A 17,020-nucleotide genomic window follows, 5' to 3' on the forward strand; every position below is an offset into this window, starting at 1 on the left:
ATGCATTTTCGAACGCTGCGGCAGCTCGCCGAGCAGGCGGAAGCAGCCGGATTGTCCATCGGCCGGTACATGCTGCAGGAACAGGCCGGGGAGACCGGTAAGGCGCCCGAGGAAGAATTTCGGCAAATGGCCGCGTACTACGGAATCATGAAAGAGGCCGTCCGCCGCGGCTTGACGGAGGACACGACGTCCCGCAGCGGACTCACCGGCCAGGACGCGAAGCGCGTCTTGGCCTATCGCGGCGGCGAAGCCGCATCTGGCGCGGGGTCGGCGACCGGCGCGGGAGTGGCGACCGGCGCGGGAGTGGCGACCGGCGCGTCGGGGTCGCCCGGTACGGAAGCTGCAACCGCCGCGGACCCTGTGCTCAGCGCTGAAACGAGGATTATCGCTGACGCGGCGCCTCCCGGCGGGCATACGCTGCTCGGCGACGAGGCGAGCCTCGCGATGGGCTACGCGCTGGCCGTCTCCGAGGTCAACGCCTCGATGGGCCGCATCATCGCGACGCCGACCGCCGGCTCCTGCGGCATCATCCCCGGCGTATTCGTCAGCTGCCAGGAGCGGTTCGGCTGGAGCGACGAGGACATGACGTACGGCCTGTTCGCCGCGGGCGCGATCGGCTACGTCATCGCCAACAATTCCTTCGTCTCCGGCGCGGAGGGCGGCTGCCAGGCGGAGGTCGGCTCCGCGATCGGCATGGCCGCCGGCGCGCTGGCGGACGTCCGCGGCGGGAAGCCGGCGCAGGCCATCCACGCCGTCGGCCTGGCGCTCAAGAACTCGCTCGGCCTCGTCTGCGATCCCGTCGGCGGCCTGGTGGAGGTGCCCTGCATCGTCCGCAACGGCTTCGGCGCCGTCACCGCGCTCGCCGCGGCCGACATGGCGCTTGCCGGCGTGCGCAGCGTCATCCCTTCCGACGAAGTCGTTCAGGTCATGCTGGAGGTGGGCACCGCCATGCCGGACACGCTGCGCGAGACCGCCAGGGGCGGGCTGGCCCAGACGCCGACCGGGCAGCAGATCATGAAGGATTTGAAGAAGAAGAAGTAGCGGCACACTCCGCCTATCTTCGGCGCTCTTTCAACACAAAAAAAGCGCTCCCTCCGCATCGATCGCGGAGAAGAGCGCCTCTTCTTATCCCTTCATAGAAGCCTTCATAAAAATCCCTTAATAGAAACCGTCATACCCGCCGTACCCATATCCGTCATACCCGCCGTAACCGCCAAACTCGCCAAATCCGGTGAATAAGCCAATCGCCAGCAAATCGAAGAGTACCAAGGGGAGAAGCGCCTTCGTTTTGACCGTCTTCCCTTTTTCCTGCACAAGAACCACGCGATTGCCCGAAATTTGCGCCAATGTCCCCGTCACGACAGTTCCGTCCTTCTTGACCGCGTAGATCTTCTTGCCTGTATACTTCGCAAGCTCTTTTTTGCTGATCGCCATCCGCCATTCCTCCCATTTTGGTGCCTTTGAATCTAGTACTCTATTAATCTATTCCGGCGCATGGGAAGATGACTGGGATTTTCATAGATTTGGGCGAATCGAAAAAGGCGCTCCCGAAGGAACGCCCCTTGTTCAACCCGCAAGCTCGCTGCCGTTCAAGACGACCGCCTGCTAGCGCTCGATCTAGAAGAAATCCGTCAAATACGGCGTACGCTGCGGAATGGCCGCCTCCAAGAGGCTAACCTTCGCTTGCGAGCCTTGAAGTCGCCCGATGCGCGCCATGAAGCCCGCTCGTTGATACCCCATAAGAAGAGCCGCCAGCGTTTGAATCGTGCAGCTCAGCATGCCATCCTCCGGCACCTCGCCTTCACCGAGCTTCGTGACCGCGGCAGGTTCCCCGTTATTCGTAAACGCCAGCCGGTAGATCCCCTGATTCCAGTCCGCATGCTTGTCCGTAATCGCCAGATCGATCGGTTCCGCCGCAGCGCCAACGGCAAAAGCATACTGCTTCAGAAACGCTTCGACATCGACGATCCGCGCCGAGAAATACGGGATCCGCTCCTGCTTGAACCTGGGATCATGCGTCAGGAACGGAAGCTGATCGTCCACGGGCGCCTTAACCTCTACCTTCGCGATCATCGAGTCGTGATCGGCAATGAATTTCCACAGCCCTCTTCTCGCTTCTTCATCCAGGAACACCAGCTCATGCAGCGTCGCCGCCCGATTGCTCACGTGGTAATACACATACCCCCGAGGTTCTCCCTGCGGGTTCCTGTAGACGGCCGTCATGCCTTTCTTGCGCAAAACGCTCGTCCACCACGCTTCGTCGCGATCCATCATGCCGTTGAATTGCTTCGCGTAGTCGACGTAGATGGCGTTCAGCAGCTTCCAGTCCTTGGCCTCGCGCCTGACAGTGCTGCCTTCGGCCGCTTCGAATTTGGGCAGCTTGTCGACGGGAATGTCATAGTGGAGTTGATCGACGAAAGCTTCCCAGCCGTATTTGCGATAGAACTCGAATTTGAACGGCGACAGCATGGACACCGTCTGCCCGTTATCCCGCATTTCCCTGAGCGATTGGCCGAGCAGCTGCGCGACCATGCCGCCGCGGCGGTATTCCGGCCAGCTGGCTACGCCCCCGATCCCGCCCATCGCGAAGCGCCGACCGTTCACCCAGATATGCAGCGGAATTAGCTGGAGCTTGGCGGCCAATCGGCCTTCCACGAAATAGCCCCACATCTGCTTCTCGTCGGCTCGGCCGATCTGCTCTTCCCTGTCCGCTGCACTCAGCTCATATTGAAACGCAAACTCGGACAAAGCGAAGCTCTCCGCGAGCTCCTCCCGACGCAGCGTACGTAATTCATTCATGGCGTATCCCTCATTTCATGCAAGTTGGACGAGACGAGCCCAGTCTCAGAGGCGTTTCTTGCCTGCCTCGCTAGAAGCCGGGCCATCTCGTGATGTGTAAGTGTTTTCCGCTAAAAGGAATAGCTCAGGCCCCGATGCCGTTCCAGCCAAGCGGAGAATTGTTCCTTCGATTGAACGCCTTCGAACACGGCTTCATAGATATCGACGCTGAAGAAGCGTTTCCGATAATCCGCATGCAGGTACAGCTCGTTCTTCAAGTCGAGAATGACAGGCCTATTGCCGTCATTAAGCCGGGCCTGCAGCTGCGCGAACGCCGCTTCCTTCTGCTTATACTGCTCCGAATCGATCGCCCATACGTCGATTTTCCACGTTTGGCCGAACAAGTCGGCATACGTTCCCCAATAGAGCCCTTTCGGCAAATGAGCCGACTCGCCGTTCAGCTCGTTCCTGTAGCTCATCTTGGACGGCTGCACGCATTCGCAAATCGCTTTGCCTAATTCGAAGAACCGGGACGTACTCCGGTCCTCCGTCACCAAATAGATATCCAGGTCCCGCCATGTCATCAAATCCAAGGCATAGCTGCCTTGCACGACAGGCTGTCCGTATGCAGCCAGTGCGTCCTGAAGCCCATATTCGGTCAATATCAGATCAGCTTCATGGCGAATGGCATTGCTTGTCGTTCTGTCTGACATTTTAACCTCCTTATCAGACCGCCAACCATTTGTCGACTATCCCCACGCCAGCGGCTGCGACGTGGCCACGCAGATCGTGCGGAACTCGCTGCCGAAATTCGTCGTGGGATCGCCGGGCCGGTTCGGACGGCAGGCGCAGTAGTAGTGGTACAGCACGCCTTCGTGCATGACGACGCTCGGCTTATGCGCATGAATGGCATCGATCTCGCCCGCTTCGCCGTGGCGCAGAATCGGTTCCTCGAGCTTCGTCCATGCCGTCAAATCGTCCGATAACGCTAGGCCTTCCTGCGCATGGCGGCCGTCGAAGCCGAAGAAATACATGAGCCAGCGATCCCCGTCCTTCACGACGCAAGGATCGCTCACGAAGCGCGAATCCCATCGTCCCTCGGCCACGCGCAAGATCGGATTCGCGGCGGAGCGCGTCCAATCGGTCAGATTGTCGGACACCGCGTACCCGGTTTGCTCGATCCAGTAATCGTCGGCATCCGGCATGTTTTTGGCATTATAGAACATGTAGAACTTTCCTTCATGCTCGATGATGCACTCCTTGTAAAGGCCGCCGCGCTCCCACTCTTCCCCGTCTTCCGGCGTCAGAATCGGCTCCGGCAGGCGATTCCACGTCAACAGGTCCTCGTCCTGCGTCCATGCCAATCCGATCCGCGCCGGTCCGGCTTCGTAACCGTCGTCCGGATACGCATGATAGACGAGCCAGTAGCGGTCGTTCCACTTCTTCAGCTTCGGCACGCCGTCGAGGTCGTTCTCGCGCAGCAACCAGCAGCCCGCCGCATTGCGGCTATCCCAGCCGTTGCCCTCGCCGCGCCTCAGAATGACGCCGTACGGCGACCAATCGATCAGATTATCGCTCGTCGCCAGCGCCGTTTGGTAGGCGACGCCGTTGAAGCCGATATGCAGCATGAAGAATTTGCCTTGATGCTGAAACACGAACGGGCAGTCCACGGCGAGCTCGTCATAAGCGCCCGGCGCGCCCGAACCCGTCAGCACGGGACGATCCAGTTTATACGGCGTTAAATACTTTTCAATCCCCTGAGTGATCATATTCTTCCTTCGCTCCAATCCGTTGATGAAAGAATGTCCGACTGCTGCCTGCGCAATTCGGAAGCGCTTTCCGTGCACGTCATATCAGCATCCCAAGCGCCTTCTGTACGGATTCGGCATCGCTTCGCCCATCCCTGCTTGGTGCAACTCTCGCCTCTTCTTCGATTCGGGATTTTGCGAATAAAATAAATCTTGTACCCATGCCCAATAAATGTTAATCTGATCTAATTTTCATGAGCCACATAGGGAAGGGTTGAGTCCATTGCTAGATAGTGAGGGGAACTCCAAACGGTTCGAACAAACGCGATCGATCGTGCGGCAAGTCGCGGATATTTACCTTCGTCACGCCGGGCAGTGGTTTATCGGGCTGGTCGTTCACGGCTCCGCGGTGAAGGGAGGATTCATCGAAGGCTGGAGCGATATCGATTTTCAATTGTATCTGGAGGATGCCGCGGTAGTTGAGAGCGGGCAGCTCCCGTTGCCGCTTGCGCTATCCATTCATAAGGAGCTTTCCGCCATGGATCCGTCGCCTTATCAATACATTCAGACCAGGGTCCTAACGCCGTCTCATGCGCAGTACGGCAGTCTGGCAGCCAATACCTATGAGCTTGTCCAGGGGCGACTGCTGTTAGGCGAGTTAACGAACGAACAACTATACGCCCGTGCCCGCAATGATTTAGATGAATTACGCCCCGCAAGTCGATTTCGTACCGAAGAACTGCTCGGGCACGGAGACGAGCGATTGCAGAAGTCCGTTCGAGCTTTCTGCACCGCGGTATGGCCTGCTCTCTATCAGATGCTGACCATTCAACAGAACGGTACGGGCAACATTTGGGCGCTGCCCAAAATCCAAGCGATGGCGCTGCTGCCCGACCATACACCCGCAGGACGCAGCATACGCGCATTTTACGAAGCCCTTCTCATCCATGCATCGAATAAATCATCCGTGGCCGATGCGCTGAAGTTGATCGAAGCAGGCAGCGACTTTCTGCATCGCGCGAAGGACTGGTGGGATAACGCGAAAGAGGCGCAATCGTGAGCATCTATCATTTTATCCACGGACAGGAATGGAATCTGGCCCGAGAGCTTAATCGCCACGAGCCTCCCAGCCTCGTCGCGGATGGATTCATACACTGTTGCACGCAGACCCAGATCGATGCTTTGGCCAGCCGATTGCATAACGGACAGCATGATTTGCTTTTACTCGAGATCAATGCAGATGAGGTTCGCGAACCTGTAATCTATGAGGATTTGTATGCGTTGAATCAGGACTTCCCCCATATCTATGGGCCATTAAATATCGATGCCGTTAAAGACATCTACCACGTGCGGGACGTGGTAGAGGGCAAAGCCGTATTGACTGCAAGACATAGGTCCTGTTGTGAATCCTCTCGCCCATGATAAAATTCACAGTAACGAACCGATAACTGAAATCATGCAAGACGAAGGAGATTTTCGAGGTGGAAGCAGAACGGATCAGACAACAGATCGAATTCATACGCGAGATTGACGAGCTCAAGCATGTACTGCGCCAATCGTACTTGATGAACGGCTCGCGGCGCGAAAATGACGCCGAGCATACGTGGCATATTGCCGTCATGGCCTTATTGCTGCAAGAGCATGCCGTCCATCAAGAGCTGGACCTGAAGAAGGTCGTGCACCTGCTGCTCATTCATGATTTGGTCGAGATCGATGCGGGCGATACGTTCGCCTACGACGTCAAAGGCTACGAGGATAAATGGGAGCGCGAATTAGCGGCGGCCAAACGGATCTTCGGACTGCTTCCGGCGGACCAGCAGGAGACGTGGATGGCGTTGTGGATCGAGTTCGAGGAAGGCCGGACAGCAGAAGCCCAATATGCCGCGGCGATGGATCGGCTTCATCCGGTGCTGCATAATTTCTATACCGAAGGCAAGGCTTGGAAGGCCCATCAAGTGACGGTGGGCGCTGTCAAGAAAAGAATGGCCGTCATTGCCGAAGCCGCTCCCGCCTTGGGGCAATTCGTCGATGAACTGTTGGAGGAGGCGGTCGCCAAGGGGTATCTGTTGACTTAGCTTGAAGACCGTCTTAGCTTCCGGCTCAAGAGCAGAGTGGAACATAAGCTAAGCGGGATATTAGCAGAGCAGAACATAAGCAATGCAGAACATTAGCAAAGCAGAACATTAGCAAAGCAGAACATAAGCAAAGCAGAACATAAGCAAAGCAGGACATAAGCAAAGCAGAACATAAGCAATGCAGAAACTAAAGGATCCGAAATGGGAATAAGGTTGCCTCATCCACCAATGGATGATAAAATCAACACAAGGACGTTATTTGTCCCCGTGGGACTTTTACAGTCCCGGTATTAAATACGATAAATAAGCGAGGAATATGCGATGGACCCATTATTCAAGCAGCTTGAATCTATCCGTCAGTTGACCATTCGTGCCGTTGAAGGGCTATCGGAGAATCAGTTAGATGACGTTCCGGCAGGATTCAACAATAATGTCCGGTGGAATTTGGGGCATATATACTTCGTTCAGGAGAGGTTTGCCTTTCATTTTGCCGGCGAGCCGTTGCTGCTGCCGGACAACTTCGAGCAGTGGTTTGCAAGCGGCACCAAGCCGGCCGATTGGGTCGGGGAGCTTCCTGCATCAGCGGTACTAATCAAGCTGCTTGCTGAGCAGCCCGTACGCATCATGCAGTCGCTGGGAGATCGGTTACACGAAGAAGTACAGGCACCTTACACGACCAAGAACGGAGTAACGCTGCGTACCGTTTACGAATTTCTAAGCTATACCCTCTATCACGAGGGTATGCATGTTACTGCGATCCGCCTGCTGCAGCGTTTTGCAGAGAGGGAAGCCGCGGGAAAAGCCTAATATGCAATAACATAACAGCCGGACGAAACAGGCCATGCCTGAGCTTCGTTCGGCTTTTGTCTTTTCCGTGAGGTATAATCAGGCTAACGCTTCAAAGAAATAATCAACTAGGACGCACAACGTGCACCCGCATCATCATCTGAGGAGGTTTGAATAGGATGGATTTGGAACTCAAAGGACGGACCGTCATCGTGACGGCAGCTAGCAAGGGGCTTGGAAAAGCAGCCGCGCTGCGCATTGCGCAGGAGGGCGCGAATGTCGTCATCTGCGGCAGAAATACGGAAACGATCGAAGCGGCGGCGGCCGAGATCCGCTCGGCGACCGGCGGCGACGTGCTTGCGGTGCGCGCCGATCTCTCCTCGACCGCGGATATCGAATCGCTTATCGCGGCGAGCGTGGACCGATTCGGCCAAATCGACGGGCTCGTGTGCAACGCAGGCGGCCCGCCGGCCGGACCGTTCATCGCGATTACGGACGAGCAATGGGAATCGGCGTTTCAGCTGAATCTGATGAGCGTCGTGCGATTGATCCGGCAGACGCTCCCCCATTTCTCCGCGGAGGGCGGACGGATCGTCTACGTCTCCTCGATATCGATCAAGCAGCCGCTCCCGGGCCTCGTGCTCAGCAACGCGCTGCGCCTGGGCGTGCAGGGGCTGATCAAGACGCTGGCTGACGAATACGCGCCGCGCAACATCTTGATCAACTCCGCCGCGCCGGGCCGCTTCGATACGGACCGCATCCGGACGCTGGACGAGGCGCGCGCGGCAAGCACGGGCATCCCGTACGAGGAGCTTGTTGCGAAATCCGAGCGTGAAATCGGCATCGGACGCTACGGCCATCCGAACGAATTCGCCCGCTACGTCGCTTTCCTGGTCTCGCCTGCGAACAGCTACGTGACCGGCCAAAGCCTGATGGTGGACGGCGGACTGGTGCGGGGCATTTAGCGATGGTGAACGGCGGACTGGTGCGGGGCATTTAGCCATTGCCTTGGTGAGCTCGCTGCCGAGGGGCTTGCTGCTGTCTATGCGATATCCATGCAGGCCGGCAGTGGGTAAAAGGCAGCCGGTCGCAACAGCACGCATGAATGAATGAATGAATGAAATTCCACGCAGCTTGGCTTGCGTCGAAAGGAAATAACTGCAATTCTGCACTTATTTCCGCCCATTACGCCCGAAAATCGAAAATAGCTGCAAATCTGCAGCTATTTCGCCGATTTCGAGTCTGTTCAGCATTAACCCGGATGAATAACTGCATTTTTGCAGTTATTTCGTTATCGCCGGGTTTTAACTCAAAAATAACTGCAGATTTGCAGTTATTTCGGAGGGAACGGACTACCGCCACCGCTCGATTGCGGTTTTTCCAAGTCTAGACGACTGCCCACGCTCGATTGCAGCTTTTTCGAGCCTCCTGACGACTGCGCACGCTCGACTCCAGCCCTTAAACTAACATCATGATACGTCCTGCGCACCCGGCTGCAGCTTTTTCGAGTATCCGAACTCGTCAGCGCCCCCCTAGGCCGTTCGCCGGCCTCAACAACAACAAGCCCCGAAAGAGCCTATCGGCTCCTTCGGGGCTTGTCGCGTCCAATCTCCCGCGTATGATCGTCCTTCGCTGCTATGCCAGCACCGGCTCCTCCACCTGCTGCTTCACCGCGTAACGAAACGCATACTCGCCCGATCCGACGGTCAGGAGAACGCCGCTATCGGAGTCGGCCGCCGCCTGCACGCCGTCGGCAGCCGCAGCCGAAATGCCGCTTTCCTGCAGCTCGGCCAGCGTGACGCCTTCCAGAATAACATCCGCCGTCGTGTTCGCCGGGATGGCGATGCGTACGACCGTCTCTCCCGCCTCCTGCTTCCAGCCGGATTCGATCCGGCCGTACGGCGATTCCAGCGCCGCGCGCGCATGCGTCAGCGCGCCGTCCGCATAACGAGGGCGAATGCGGATTTTCTTATACGCCGCCTCGGTTTCATCCATATCAAGACCGGCCACGTAACGGTACATCCACTCGCCGACCGCGCCGTAAGCGTAGTGATTGTAGGAGTTCATGTCGTCGCTCCAGAACGAGCCGTCCGGCTTGATGCCGTCCCAGTGCTCCCAGATCGTCGTCGCGCCTTTCGATACGGAGTAGAGCCACGATGGGTACGTCTCTTGCATGAGCAGCTTAACCGCTGTCGCATGATAGCCGTTATCCGACAACGCGAAGCACAGGTACGGCGTGCCGACGAAGCCCGTCGTCAGGTGATAGTCGTTCTCCACGACCAATTGGTTGAGATCGCGCGCGATCCGTTTCTTCGCGTCCCCTTCGACGAGCTCGAACACAAGCGCCAGCACATGCGCGGTCTGCGTCGGCGCGGCCAGCCGGCCGTTCGGCGTCAAGAACTCGCGCCGGAATTCCGCCTTGATCCGCTCGTACAGTTCGCCGTACTTGCGAACGTCCGCCGCCTTGCCGAGCACGACCGCCGTTTCCCGCAGCAGACGGGTCGAATACGCGAAGTACGCCGTTGCGATCAGATCCCGCGGCGTTGCGCCGACGTAGCTGTTTTCCTTGGCATCGAGCCCCAGCCAGTCGCCGAAATGGAAGCCGGTGTTCCACAGATGCTCGTTGTCCCCTTGGCCGCGGATATAGTCGACCCACGCGCGCATGCTCTCGTACTGCTCCGACAGCAAGCGGACGTCGCCATAGCAGAGATAGATCGTCCATGGGCAGATAACCGCGGCGTCGCCCCAGGCGGCCGAAGTCGGGATATCCTCGTCCGCGGGCGGCAGCCCGGAAGAGCTGAGCGCGTTCGGTATGACGAACGGCACGCTGCCGTTCGGTCGCTGATCGGCCTTCAAGTCCCGCAGCCATTTGGTGAAGAACGAGGCGACATCGTAGTTGAACGCAGCCGTTCGAACGAACACCTGCGCGTCCCCTGTCCAGCCAAGACGCTCGTCGCGCTGCGGGCAATCCGTCGGCAGGTCGACGAAATTCCCCCGCTGGCCCCACTGGATATTATGCTGCAGCTGGTTCACCATGTCGCTCGAGCAATCGAACTCGCCGGTCGGCGCCATGTCGGAATGAATGACTTCGCCAATGACGGCTTCCAGCAGCCCAACCGCAGCTCCCTCCGGAAGGCCATCGATGCTCAAATACTGGAATCCCATGAAGGTAAACGTCGGCGCGTAGGTTTCGCCTGCGATGCCTGCGGCTGTATACGCGATCGTTTGCTTCGCCGTACGAAGATTGCCGATATAGAAATTGCCTTCCTTGTCCAACACCTCCGCATGCCGGATCGTGATCGTCGTACCCTTAGGTACATCCAGCGCAATTCGAATGCGGCCGACCATGTTCTGCCCCATATCCAGCACCGTTTCGCCTCTCGGGGTAACGATGAGGCTCTTCGGCTTGATGATCTCCGTCACGCGAATCGGCTGATGCTCCTGCGCCTTCAGCTGCGCCACGGGAAGCTCGATGGTTTCCGTCCCGCTCCAGGCCGAATCGTCGAACGCCGCCGTGCTCCAGCCGCTCTGCTCCAGATTCGCATCGTACGTCTCGCCGTCGTAAATGTCCGCCAGCCGGATCGGGCCTTCGGCGACTTTCCACGAACCGTCGCTGCATACGACCTCTTCCGTGCCATCGGCATAGACGATATGCAGCTGCAGCAGCAGCGCGCGGCGGTCGCCGTAGTGATTGATTTTATTGGCTTCCCAGCCCAGCCGCCCTTTGTACCAGCCGTTGCCGAGCATGGCGCCGATACCGTTCAAGCCGCCGGCCGTCACTTGATTCGTCACGTCATACGTCTGATACTGCTGGCGGTAACGGTAGCTGGTCCAGCCCGGCGAGAGCAGCTCGTCGCCGACCTTCTCCCCGTTCATGTACAGCTCGTACACGCCTGCGGCTGTCGCATACACGCGCGCGGATACAACGCCCGCCTTAACCGCAAACCGTTTGGCCAGCAAGAATACCGGCGCTGCTTGCGGATCGATGGCGGATGCAGCCGGCGTGATCCATTTTGCCTGCCACTCGTCCGGCGAGAAGAACGCCGTTTCCCACCAGACGGACTCGCTCCAATCCGACTCGCGGCCGAAGGCGTCCCAGACCTGCACGCGCGCCTTATAGCGCGTTCGCGGCTGCAGCGCCGGACCTGCGTACGCGAGCTGAATCGACGCCTCCGACAGCACGCGGCCGGAATCCCAGAGCGGCGCCGCATATTCCCCGCTCGCCTCCGCGACTTGAAGCCGATAGGCTTCCTGAACCGTGCCTCTGCGATCCGAATCCAGCTTCCAGCCGAACCGAGGCGCTTGAACGTCCGTCCCGAGCAGCTCCGTGCGGTACTCGGAAGTAAGCGATGTTACGGTAATACTCATCCTTTTGCACGCTCCATTTCTATGCTTAACTGTTGTCTTGTATCGTTCCGTTCCCTCAGTATAAGATGGAAGCACGAATTATTTTCAGGGTGAAATGGACTTTTATTCAGGGTCATTCAGACATTCAAAAAGAGGAGATACAGCCATGACGCTTCATCGTCCGATCCTCCTGTATACCGGGAGAACGTTCTTCAATCCTTCCTTGCCGATCTACGTCAATCGGGTAATCGAGAACTTCGAGCTTACGGAGCACCGGCATGATTTTCTGGAGATCAGCTACGTCAGCGAGGGGGCGGGTACGCATCATATCGGGGAGGAAGGCTTCCCCGTCGTGCATGGCGATATTTTCTTCCTCCCAGTGGGCGTATCGCATGTGTTCCGGCCTTCGGCTGCCGCTCCCAAGCATCCCCTCATCGTCTACAATTGCGTCATCGCGCCGGAGGCCGCGCTTCATCTCGTCGGTTCCGTACCTGGCGGAGCGGTACTGCAGCCTTTGCTGGAATCGGAGCAATACCGCAGGTTCCGCGATTCGAACGGGGAATTCCACTGGATGTTCCAGCGGCTTCACGACGAATATCAGACGGACCGCCCCGGCCGCGAAGCCGCGCTTTATCAGGGCGTCCTGGGTCTGCTCCTCTATCTCTTCCGTCTGGATAGCCGAAGCGATGCCTCAGGCGCGGCTGCCCTCGTCCCCGACGGCGTCGAGGCGGTCATTGCCGCCATACACGGCCGCTTCGATCAAGAACTACCCGCGAAGCAGATGGCTGCCATTGCCGGCATCGGAGAGCGCCAGCTGCACCGCATGTTCAAGAAGCACACGGGCATGCCGCCGAAAGCCTATCATCAGAACGTCCGCATGCACGAAGCCTGCCGCCTTCTCCGGGCCACCGACCGCAAAATCAGCGATATCGCGTCTGCCGTCGGCTACCAGGACATCACTTACTTTAACGAGCTGTTCAAGAAGAAGAACGGAGTATCTCCGCGGGATTACCGCCGCCGGGCGGAGACATAGAAGCTTAGGATACAGATACGGACGCCTCGCCTTCCCGCCCGCAAGATCCGATAGCTTCCCCCGCAAGATTCGATATTGTGTCCCTCCTCCATCGGGCATACACTGAAGCGAGACAGCGGCTGTGCCCGAGACGCGTTCGGCTGCCGCTCCGCTGCCATTATCCGTTCCTAAGGAAGGGCGTCGACCATGAACAAGAAGCATGAACAGATGCAGATGATTTTCAAAGCTCACGGGCAAAAGCTGGGACAAACCTACTTGGGCACGACCGGAGCCGGCGCCGACGCTCTGGATCCGCTGGCCGTCGCTCCCGTGCAGCTGGGCGTTCGCCCTCGGACGTTCGGACGCTATGCGGCGCTGAACGACGGCTATTCGAGCGTCACGGAAGGTCTCGTGCTGCACGAGATTATCGATCGCGCGGACGGGTTCAGGCTAATATACCGCCACCCGGAGCACCGTATCGCCGTCACCGTCGCCTATGACTGGGTAACCGGCGCTTCGGTTTACCGCCAAAACGTAAGCGCTACCAATGAAGGCTCGGAACCGATCGCACTCGATCATGTGTCTTCTCTCTTCGTGCAGGGACTGGCGGCGGGGGGCATCCGCGACTGGAACGATCCCGCCAAAATCCGCGTTCACTACTGCCTCCAAACATGGGAGGGCGAAGGACAGTGGCGCAGCGCCGGCCTCGAGGAGCTCGGCGTGTATCCGGTGGCGGTGCATCCCGATTTCGCGGCGGTTCATTTCTCGTCCGTCGGCACGTGGAGCACGGGACGGTTCGTGCCGATGATCGTCATCGAGGACGTGGAATGCGGACAGGTCTGGTACGGCCAGATCGAAGCTTCCTCGCACTGGCATATGGAGATCGGCCGGAGAAGCCTCGGCGGCACGAGCCGGACCGGCGGCTTATACGTGCAGCTCGATGCCGCAAGCGAACGCTACGGCGGCTGGTGGAAGACGCTGGCCCCCGGCGAAACGTTCCAAGCGCCGACGGCCGCGTTCGGCTGCGTCAAAGGCGGCTTTCAAGAAGCCATCCGGGAGCTGACGCGTTACCGGCGCACGCTACTTCGGGAGCTGCCGACGCCGGGCAGCGTATATCCCGTTATTTTCAACGACTACATGAACTGCCTCTGGGGCAATCCCACGGTGGAGTCCCTGGTGCCGCTAATCGATGCAGCTTCCCGTGCCGGTGCAGAAGTGTTCATGATCGATGCGGGCTGGTTCGGCTCGCGGACGGCGAACTGGGGACAAGGGCTCGGCGACTGGAACCCGAGCGGCGACCGTTTCGGGCCGGACGGACTTCCGGGTATCCTCGGTCTCATTCGCGCCAAAGGCATGCTGCCCGGACTGTGGCTGGAAATCGAAGTGTGCGGCGAAGAAGCGGACCTCTTCAACAAGCCCGACGACTGGTTCCTCCTCCGTGGAGGCCGGCGGATCGGCGCTTCGGACCGCGTCTACTTGGACTACCGGAATCCCGACGTTCGCGCGTATGTACACGGCGTTATCGACCGGCTCGCCGCCATGGGCGTCTCCTATATCAAGAACGACTATAACCAATGCGTCAGCACTGGCATCGATGAGCCGAACGGCTCGGAAGCGGCCGGTCTGCTCGATTACGTAGACGCGTTCTACCGCTTCATGGACGAGGTCCGCGAGCGGCAACCGAACATCATTTGGGAAAATTGCGGTTCGGGCGCCATGCGGCAGGACTACGGAATCCTCCAGCGCTTCGACGTGCAAAGCACCTCCGACCAGGAAATCTACTGGAAGTATCCGGCCATCGTGTCCGGAGCGCTGGCGACGCTGGCCCCGGAGCATGCCGGCATCTGGGCGTATCCGATGCCCGTGCTGTTCCCGGACAGGGAGCAGGCGGATGCCGCGCTCGAACGCGACGCCGCGCGGATGCAGGACGGCGAGCAGACGATCTTTAATATGGTGAACGGCCTGCTCGCGAACCTGTACATGTCCGGACGAATCGATCGCGCGGACGGGCGCAACTTCGCGCTGGCGCAGGAAGGAATCGCGCTCTTCAAGGAGCTGCGCGGCTTCATCCGGCAATCCTCCGGCATCTGGCCGACCGGCATGATGCGGATCGGGGACAAGCAGGCCTTCGGCAGCGCGGGATTATGGAACGAGGAACAGGGCAGAGCGGTCATCGCCGTATGGCGCCTGGACAGCGGAGACGAATGCTTGACGCTGCCGCTCGATTTCCTGCGGGGACGCGAGGCGCGGGTGCGCCAGCTTTACCCTTCCGCGGCGCATGCCGATAAGCAGGCGGGAGCGAGCCTGAACGAATCGCAGGGCTCGCTGACCGTCCGTCTTGACGGGCGGTTCACGGCGCGGCTGTTCGAGGTGTTGGTTTAGGACGCGAACGTTTTTATTAAGAGCGTTAAAAAGCGGCCATTCCGGGGCATTCCGGATTGCCGCTTTTTTTTGCGCCGTTCGCTGCATGTTAATTCGCTGCATGTTAATCGCTGCATGTTAATGGGCAAGCATGGCGATTACTCGTTCAGCATGCCATATGCCCTGACCGGCGCGCCGTCGCGGCCGATCAGCTTCAGCGGCGCGGCGGCGAAGAAGAAGGTCTCGGCGTCAATTTGGCGCAAACCCTTCAAGCCCTCCACGATGACGATCTCGGCCCCGAGCAGCACTTTATGGACGGGATCGTAGTCGGTCGGATTCGGCGTCGGCACGTCCATCCCGATCATGCCGATCCTGCGCGCCGCCAGCCACTCGGCCAATTCGATCGTCATATACGGAAAGTCCGAGAAGTAATGCTTGGCCGGGAACTGGCTGCACCAGTCCGTGCGATAGATGACCTTCGCGCCCTCCGTGATGCGGGAAGCGTACGGCGCGAAGTCGTCAACGGTAATCGGCTCTTTCGGTCTTTTGTGCGACAGGTCGATCAGGAGTGCATCTCCGACGCACTGCTCCAGCGTTAATTGCTCCACCGTCTTGCCGTCGTCCAAGAAGTGGAACGGCGCATCCAGATGCGTGCCCTGGTGCGAGCTCATCGAAAACTGCGTGATGTTGTAACCGATGGAATCGGTCGTGTTATGCACGATAACGGCGCATTTCGGATCCCAGGCAAACGTCGGCGCGCCGTGGTAGATATCAAGCGACAAGTCGATCATTCTGACAGGCATGGGCTTCGTTCCTCTCGATATGGATTTACGATGAAAGGATGGCGCGAGCAGGTTCATTCAAACGGAGTCATGGAGTCATAGAATCAGAGGGTCATGGAGTAAGGGAATCATGGGGTCAGGAAAATCTTTGCGAATGCGCTGCGTCCTTCAACGAGCTCGAGGAATGCGTCCGGCGCTTCGGCAAGCGGGCGCGACTCGGTCCATCCGGCAATATCGATTCGGCCTTGCTTCAGGAGCCCGATCGCCTGCTCGAAGTCGGCCGGGGAGTACGTATACGATCCGACGAGCGCGGTTTCCCTGCGCACCAGGTCATTCACGTCCAGCCGGGAGCGATCCTGGCCCAGGCCGACCATCACGATCGTGCCGCCGGATCGGACCGCTGCGAGCGCGCCGTCCCGCGTTGCCTGCACCCCCGCGCAGTCGATCACGCAGGATACCCCGCCCGGGAAAGCTTGCTTGTACTGCCGGTCGAAGTCCGCGGCATCGATTGCCACTGCGCCCCATTGCTCCGCAAGCCGAAGTCGCCCCGGCTGGATGTCGGCGATCGCGATCCTGCCCGCTCCCATCTGCCGCGCGGCTTGCAGGCAAAGCATGCCGATCGGTCCCGCTCCGTAGATCAGGAGATCCTCCAGCGGGCGCATGCCCAGCTTCACGGCATGAACGGCGACGGCAAGCGGTTCTGCCAAGGAGGCCAGACGCGCATCCATCGCTTCTGGAAGCTTGTGTACGTTGCCGGCCGGGACTGCGACATAGTCGGCGAAAGCGCCTGGACGGTGAATGCCTACGATCTGCCGCGCGAGGCAGATATTCGTCCTGCCCGCCAAGCAGTTGGCGCAGTTGCCGCAAGCGATCAGCGGGTTAACGACGACCTTGTCGCCTTTAACCAAGCCGACAACCTGTGCGCCCACCGATGCAATGCGGCCGGAAAATTCATGCCCCATGACGAGCGGCGGCTTCCGAATGCTGCTATGCCCGAGGTATCCCTCCAGCTCGCTGCCGCAAATACCGACGCTCTCCACCCGAATCAACACTTCATGCGGAAGGTATACCGGCATCTCCGTTTCTTCGATTTCCACGATTCGCGGACCTTTGTAGACTAGCGCTTGCAAA

General features: G+C 59.0%; 15 protein-coding genes. 8 read left to right on the forward strand and 7 right to left on the reverse strand.

Translation table 11 applies throughout. The features are described from left to right. The gene (gene sdaAA, locus AC0YNU_RS29545) at positions 1–1,041 is read left to right on the forward strand and encodes an L-serine ammonia-lyase, iron-sulfur-dependent, subunit alpha (RefSeq protein ID WP_475763057.1); all 1,041 of its coding nucleotides are present in this window, start codon (positions 1–3) and stop codon (positions 1,039–1,041) included. Positions 1,042–1,158: 117 nt separating this feature from the next. On the opposite strand, the gene AC0YNU_RS29550 is transcribed toward sdaAA, so the two are convergent. The 4 genes from AC0YNU_RS29550 to AC0YNU_RS29565 all read right to left on the reverse strand — a co-directional run bounded on the left by AC0YNU_RS29550 (position 1,159) and on the right by AC0YNU_RS29565 (position 4,547). Beyond that, positions 1,159–1,434 carry a hypothetical protein gene (locus tag AC0YNU_RS29550; protein ID WP_475763058.1) on the reverse strand — a complete coding sequence of 92 codons (276 nt, stop codon included), beginning with the start codon at positions 1,432–1,434 and terminating at the stop codon, positions 1,159–1,161. A 183-nt stretch (positions 1,435–1,617) separates the two neighbouring features. Further along, entirely contained in the window at positions 1,618–2,799 is a 1,182-nt protein-coding gene (locus AC0YNU_RS29555; protein WP_475763059.1) for a GNAT family N-acetyltransferase, read from the reverse strand. Positions 2,800–2,909: 110 nt separating this feature from the next. After that, positions 2,910–3,491 carry a hypothetical protein gene (locus AC0YNU_RS29560; protein ID WP_475763061.1) on the reverse strand — a complete coding sequence of 194 codons (582 nt, stop codon included), beginning with the start codon at positions 3,489–3,491 and terminating at the stop codon, positions 2,910–2,912. A 36-nt stretch (positions 3,492–3,527) separates the two neighbouring features. Further along, positions 3,528–4,547: a glycoside hydrolase family protein gene (locus tag AC0YNU_RS29565; protein WP_475763063.1), complete on the reverse strand. Its 1,020-nt coding sequence runs from the start codon at positions 4,545–4,547 to the stop codon at positions 3,528–3,530. 262 nt (positions 4,548–4,809) lie between these two features. Between AC0YNU_RS29565 and AC0YNU_RS29570 the strand changes: the two genes are divergently transcribed. The 5 genes from AC0YNU_RS29570 (at position 4,810) to AC0YNU_RS29590 (ending at position 8,352) form a co-directional block, all read left to right on the forward strand. Continuing rightward, complete coding sequence (locus AC0YNU_RS29570) at positions 4,810–5,586, forward strand: hypothetical protein (protein ID WP_475763065.1); 777 nt, start codon at positions 4,810–4,812, stop codon at positions 5,584–5,586. Next, complete coding sequence (locus tag AC0YNU_RS29575; protein WP_475763067.1) at positions 5,583–5,948, forward strand: DUF952 domain-containing protein; 366 nt, start codon at positions 5,583–5,585, stop codon at positions 5,946–5,948. The genes AC0YNU_RS29570 and AC0YNU_RS29575 overlap by 4 nt, the downstream gene beginning before the upstream one ends. A 59-nt stretch (positions 5,949–6,007) precedes the next feature. Further along, on the forward strand, positions 6,008–6,601 hold the full coding sequence (locus AC0YNU_RS29580) for an HD domain-containing protein (RefSeq protein WP_475763069.1): 594 nt from the start codon (positions 6,008–6,010) through the stop codon (positions 6,599–6,601). A gap of 321 nt (positions 6,602–6,922) precedes the next feature. Further along, a complete protein-coding gene (locus tag AC0YNU_RS29585) occupies positions 6,923–7,408 on the forward strand; it encodes a DinB family protein (RefSeq protein ID WP_475763071.1) in 486 nt (161 codons plus the stop codon). A gap of 158 nt (positions 7,409–7,566) precedes the next feature. After that, on the forward strand, positions 7,567–8,352 hold the full coding sequence (locus tag AC0YNU_RS29590; RefSeq protein WP_475763073.1) for an SDR family oxidoreductase: 786 nt from the start codon (positions 7,567–7,569) through the stop codon (positions 8,350–8,352). Between the two features lie 670 nt (positions 8,353–9,022). Here the strand turns inward: AC0YNU_RS29590 and AC0YNU_RS29595 are convergent. Beyond that, positions 9,023–11,755, reverse strand: a complete 2,733-nt coding sequence (locus AC0YNU_RS29595; protein WP_475763075.1) for an alpha-L-rhamnosidase — start codon at positions 11,753–11,755, stop codon at positions 9,023–9,025. 145 nt (positions 11,756–11,900) lie between these two features. Between AC0YNU_RS29595 and AC0YNU_RS29600 the strand changes: the two genes are divergently transcribed. Both AC0YNU_RS29600 and AC0YNU_RS29605 read left to right on the forward strand, forming a co-directional pair. Beyond that, a complete protein-coding gene (locus AC0YNU_RS29600; RefSeq protein ID WP_475763077.1) occupies positions 11,901–12,767 on the forward strand; it encodes a helix-turn-helix domain-containing protein in 867 nt (288 codons plus the stop codon). A 186-nt stretch (positions 12,768–12,953) separates the two neighbouring features. Further along, entirely contained in the window at positions 12,954–15,128 is a 2,175-nt protein-coding gene (locus tag AC0YNU_RS29605; RefSeq protein WP_475763079.1) for a glycoside hydrolase family 36 protein, read from the forward strand. A 137-nt stretch (positions 15,129–15,265) separates the two neighbouring features. On the opposite strand, the gene AC0YNU_RS29610 is transcribed toward AC0YNU_RS29605, so the two are convergent. Both AC0YNU_RS29610 and AC0YNU_RS29615 read right to left on the reverse strand, forming a co-directional pair. Then, on the reverse strand, positions 15,266–15,910 hold the full coding sequence (locus AC0YNU_RS29610; protein WP_475763081.1) for a cyclase family protein: 645 nt from the start codon (positions 15,908–15,910) through the stop codon (positions 15,266–15,268). A 107-nt stretch (positions 15,911–16,017) separates the two neighbouring features. Continuing rightward, positions 16,018–17,019 carry a zinc-dependent alcohol dehydrogenase gene (locus tag AC0YNU_RS29615; RefSeq protein WP_475763083.1) on the reverse strand — a complete coding sequence of 334 codons (1,002 nt, stop codon included), beginning with the start codon at positions 17,017–17,019 and terminating at the stop codon, positions 16,018–16,020. Position 17,020 lies beyond the last annotated feature (1 nt).

The sequence above is a fragment of the Paenibacillus sp. J31P316 genome, assembly GCF_056269105.1.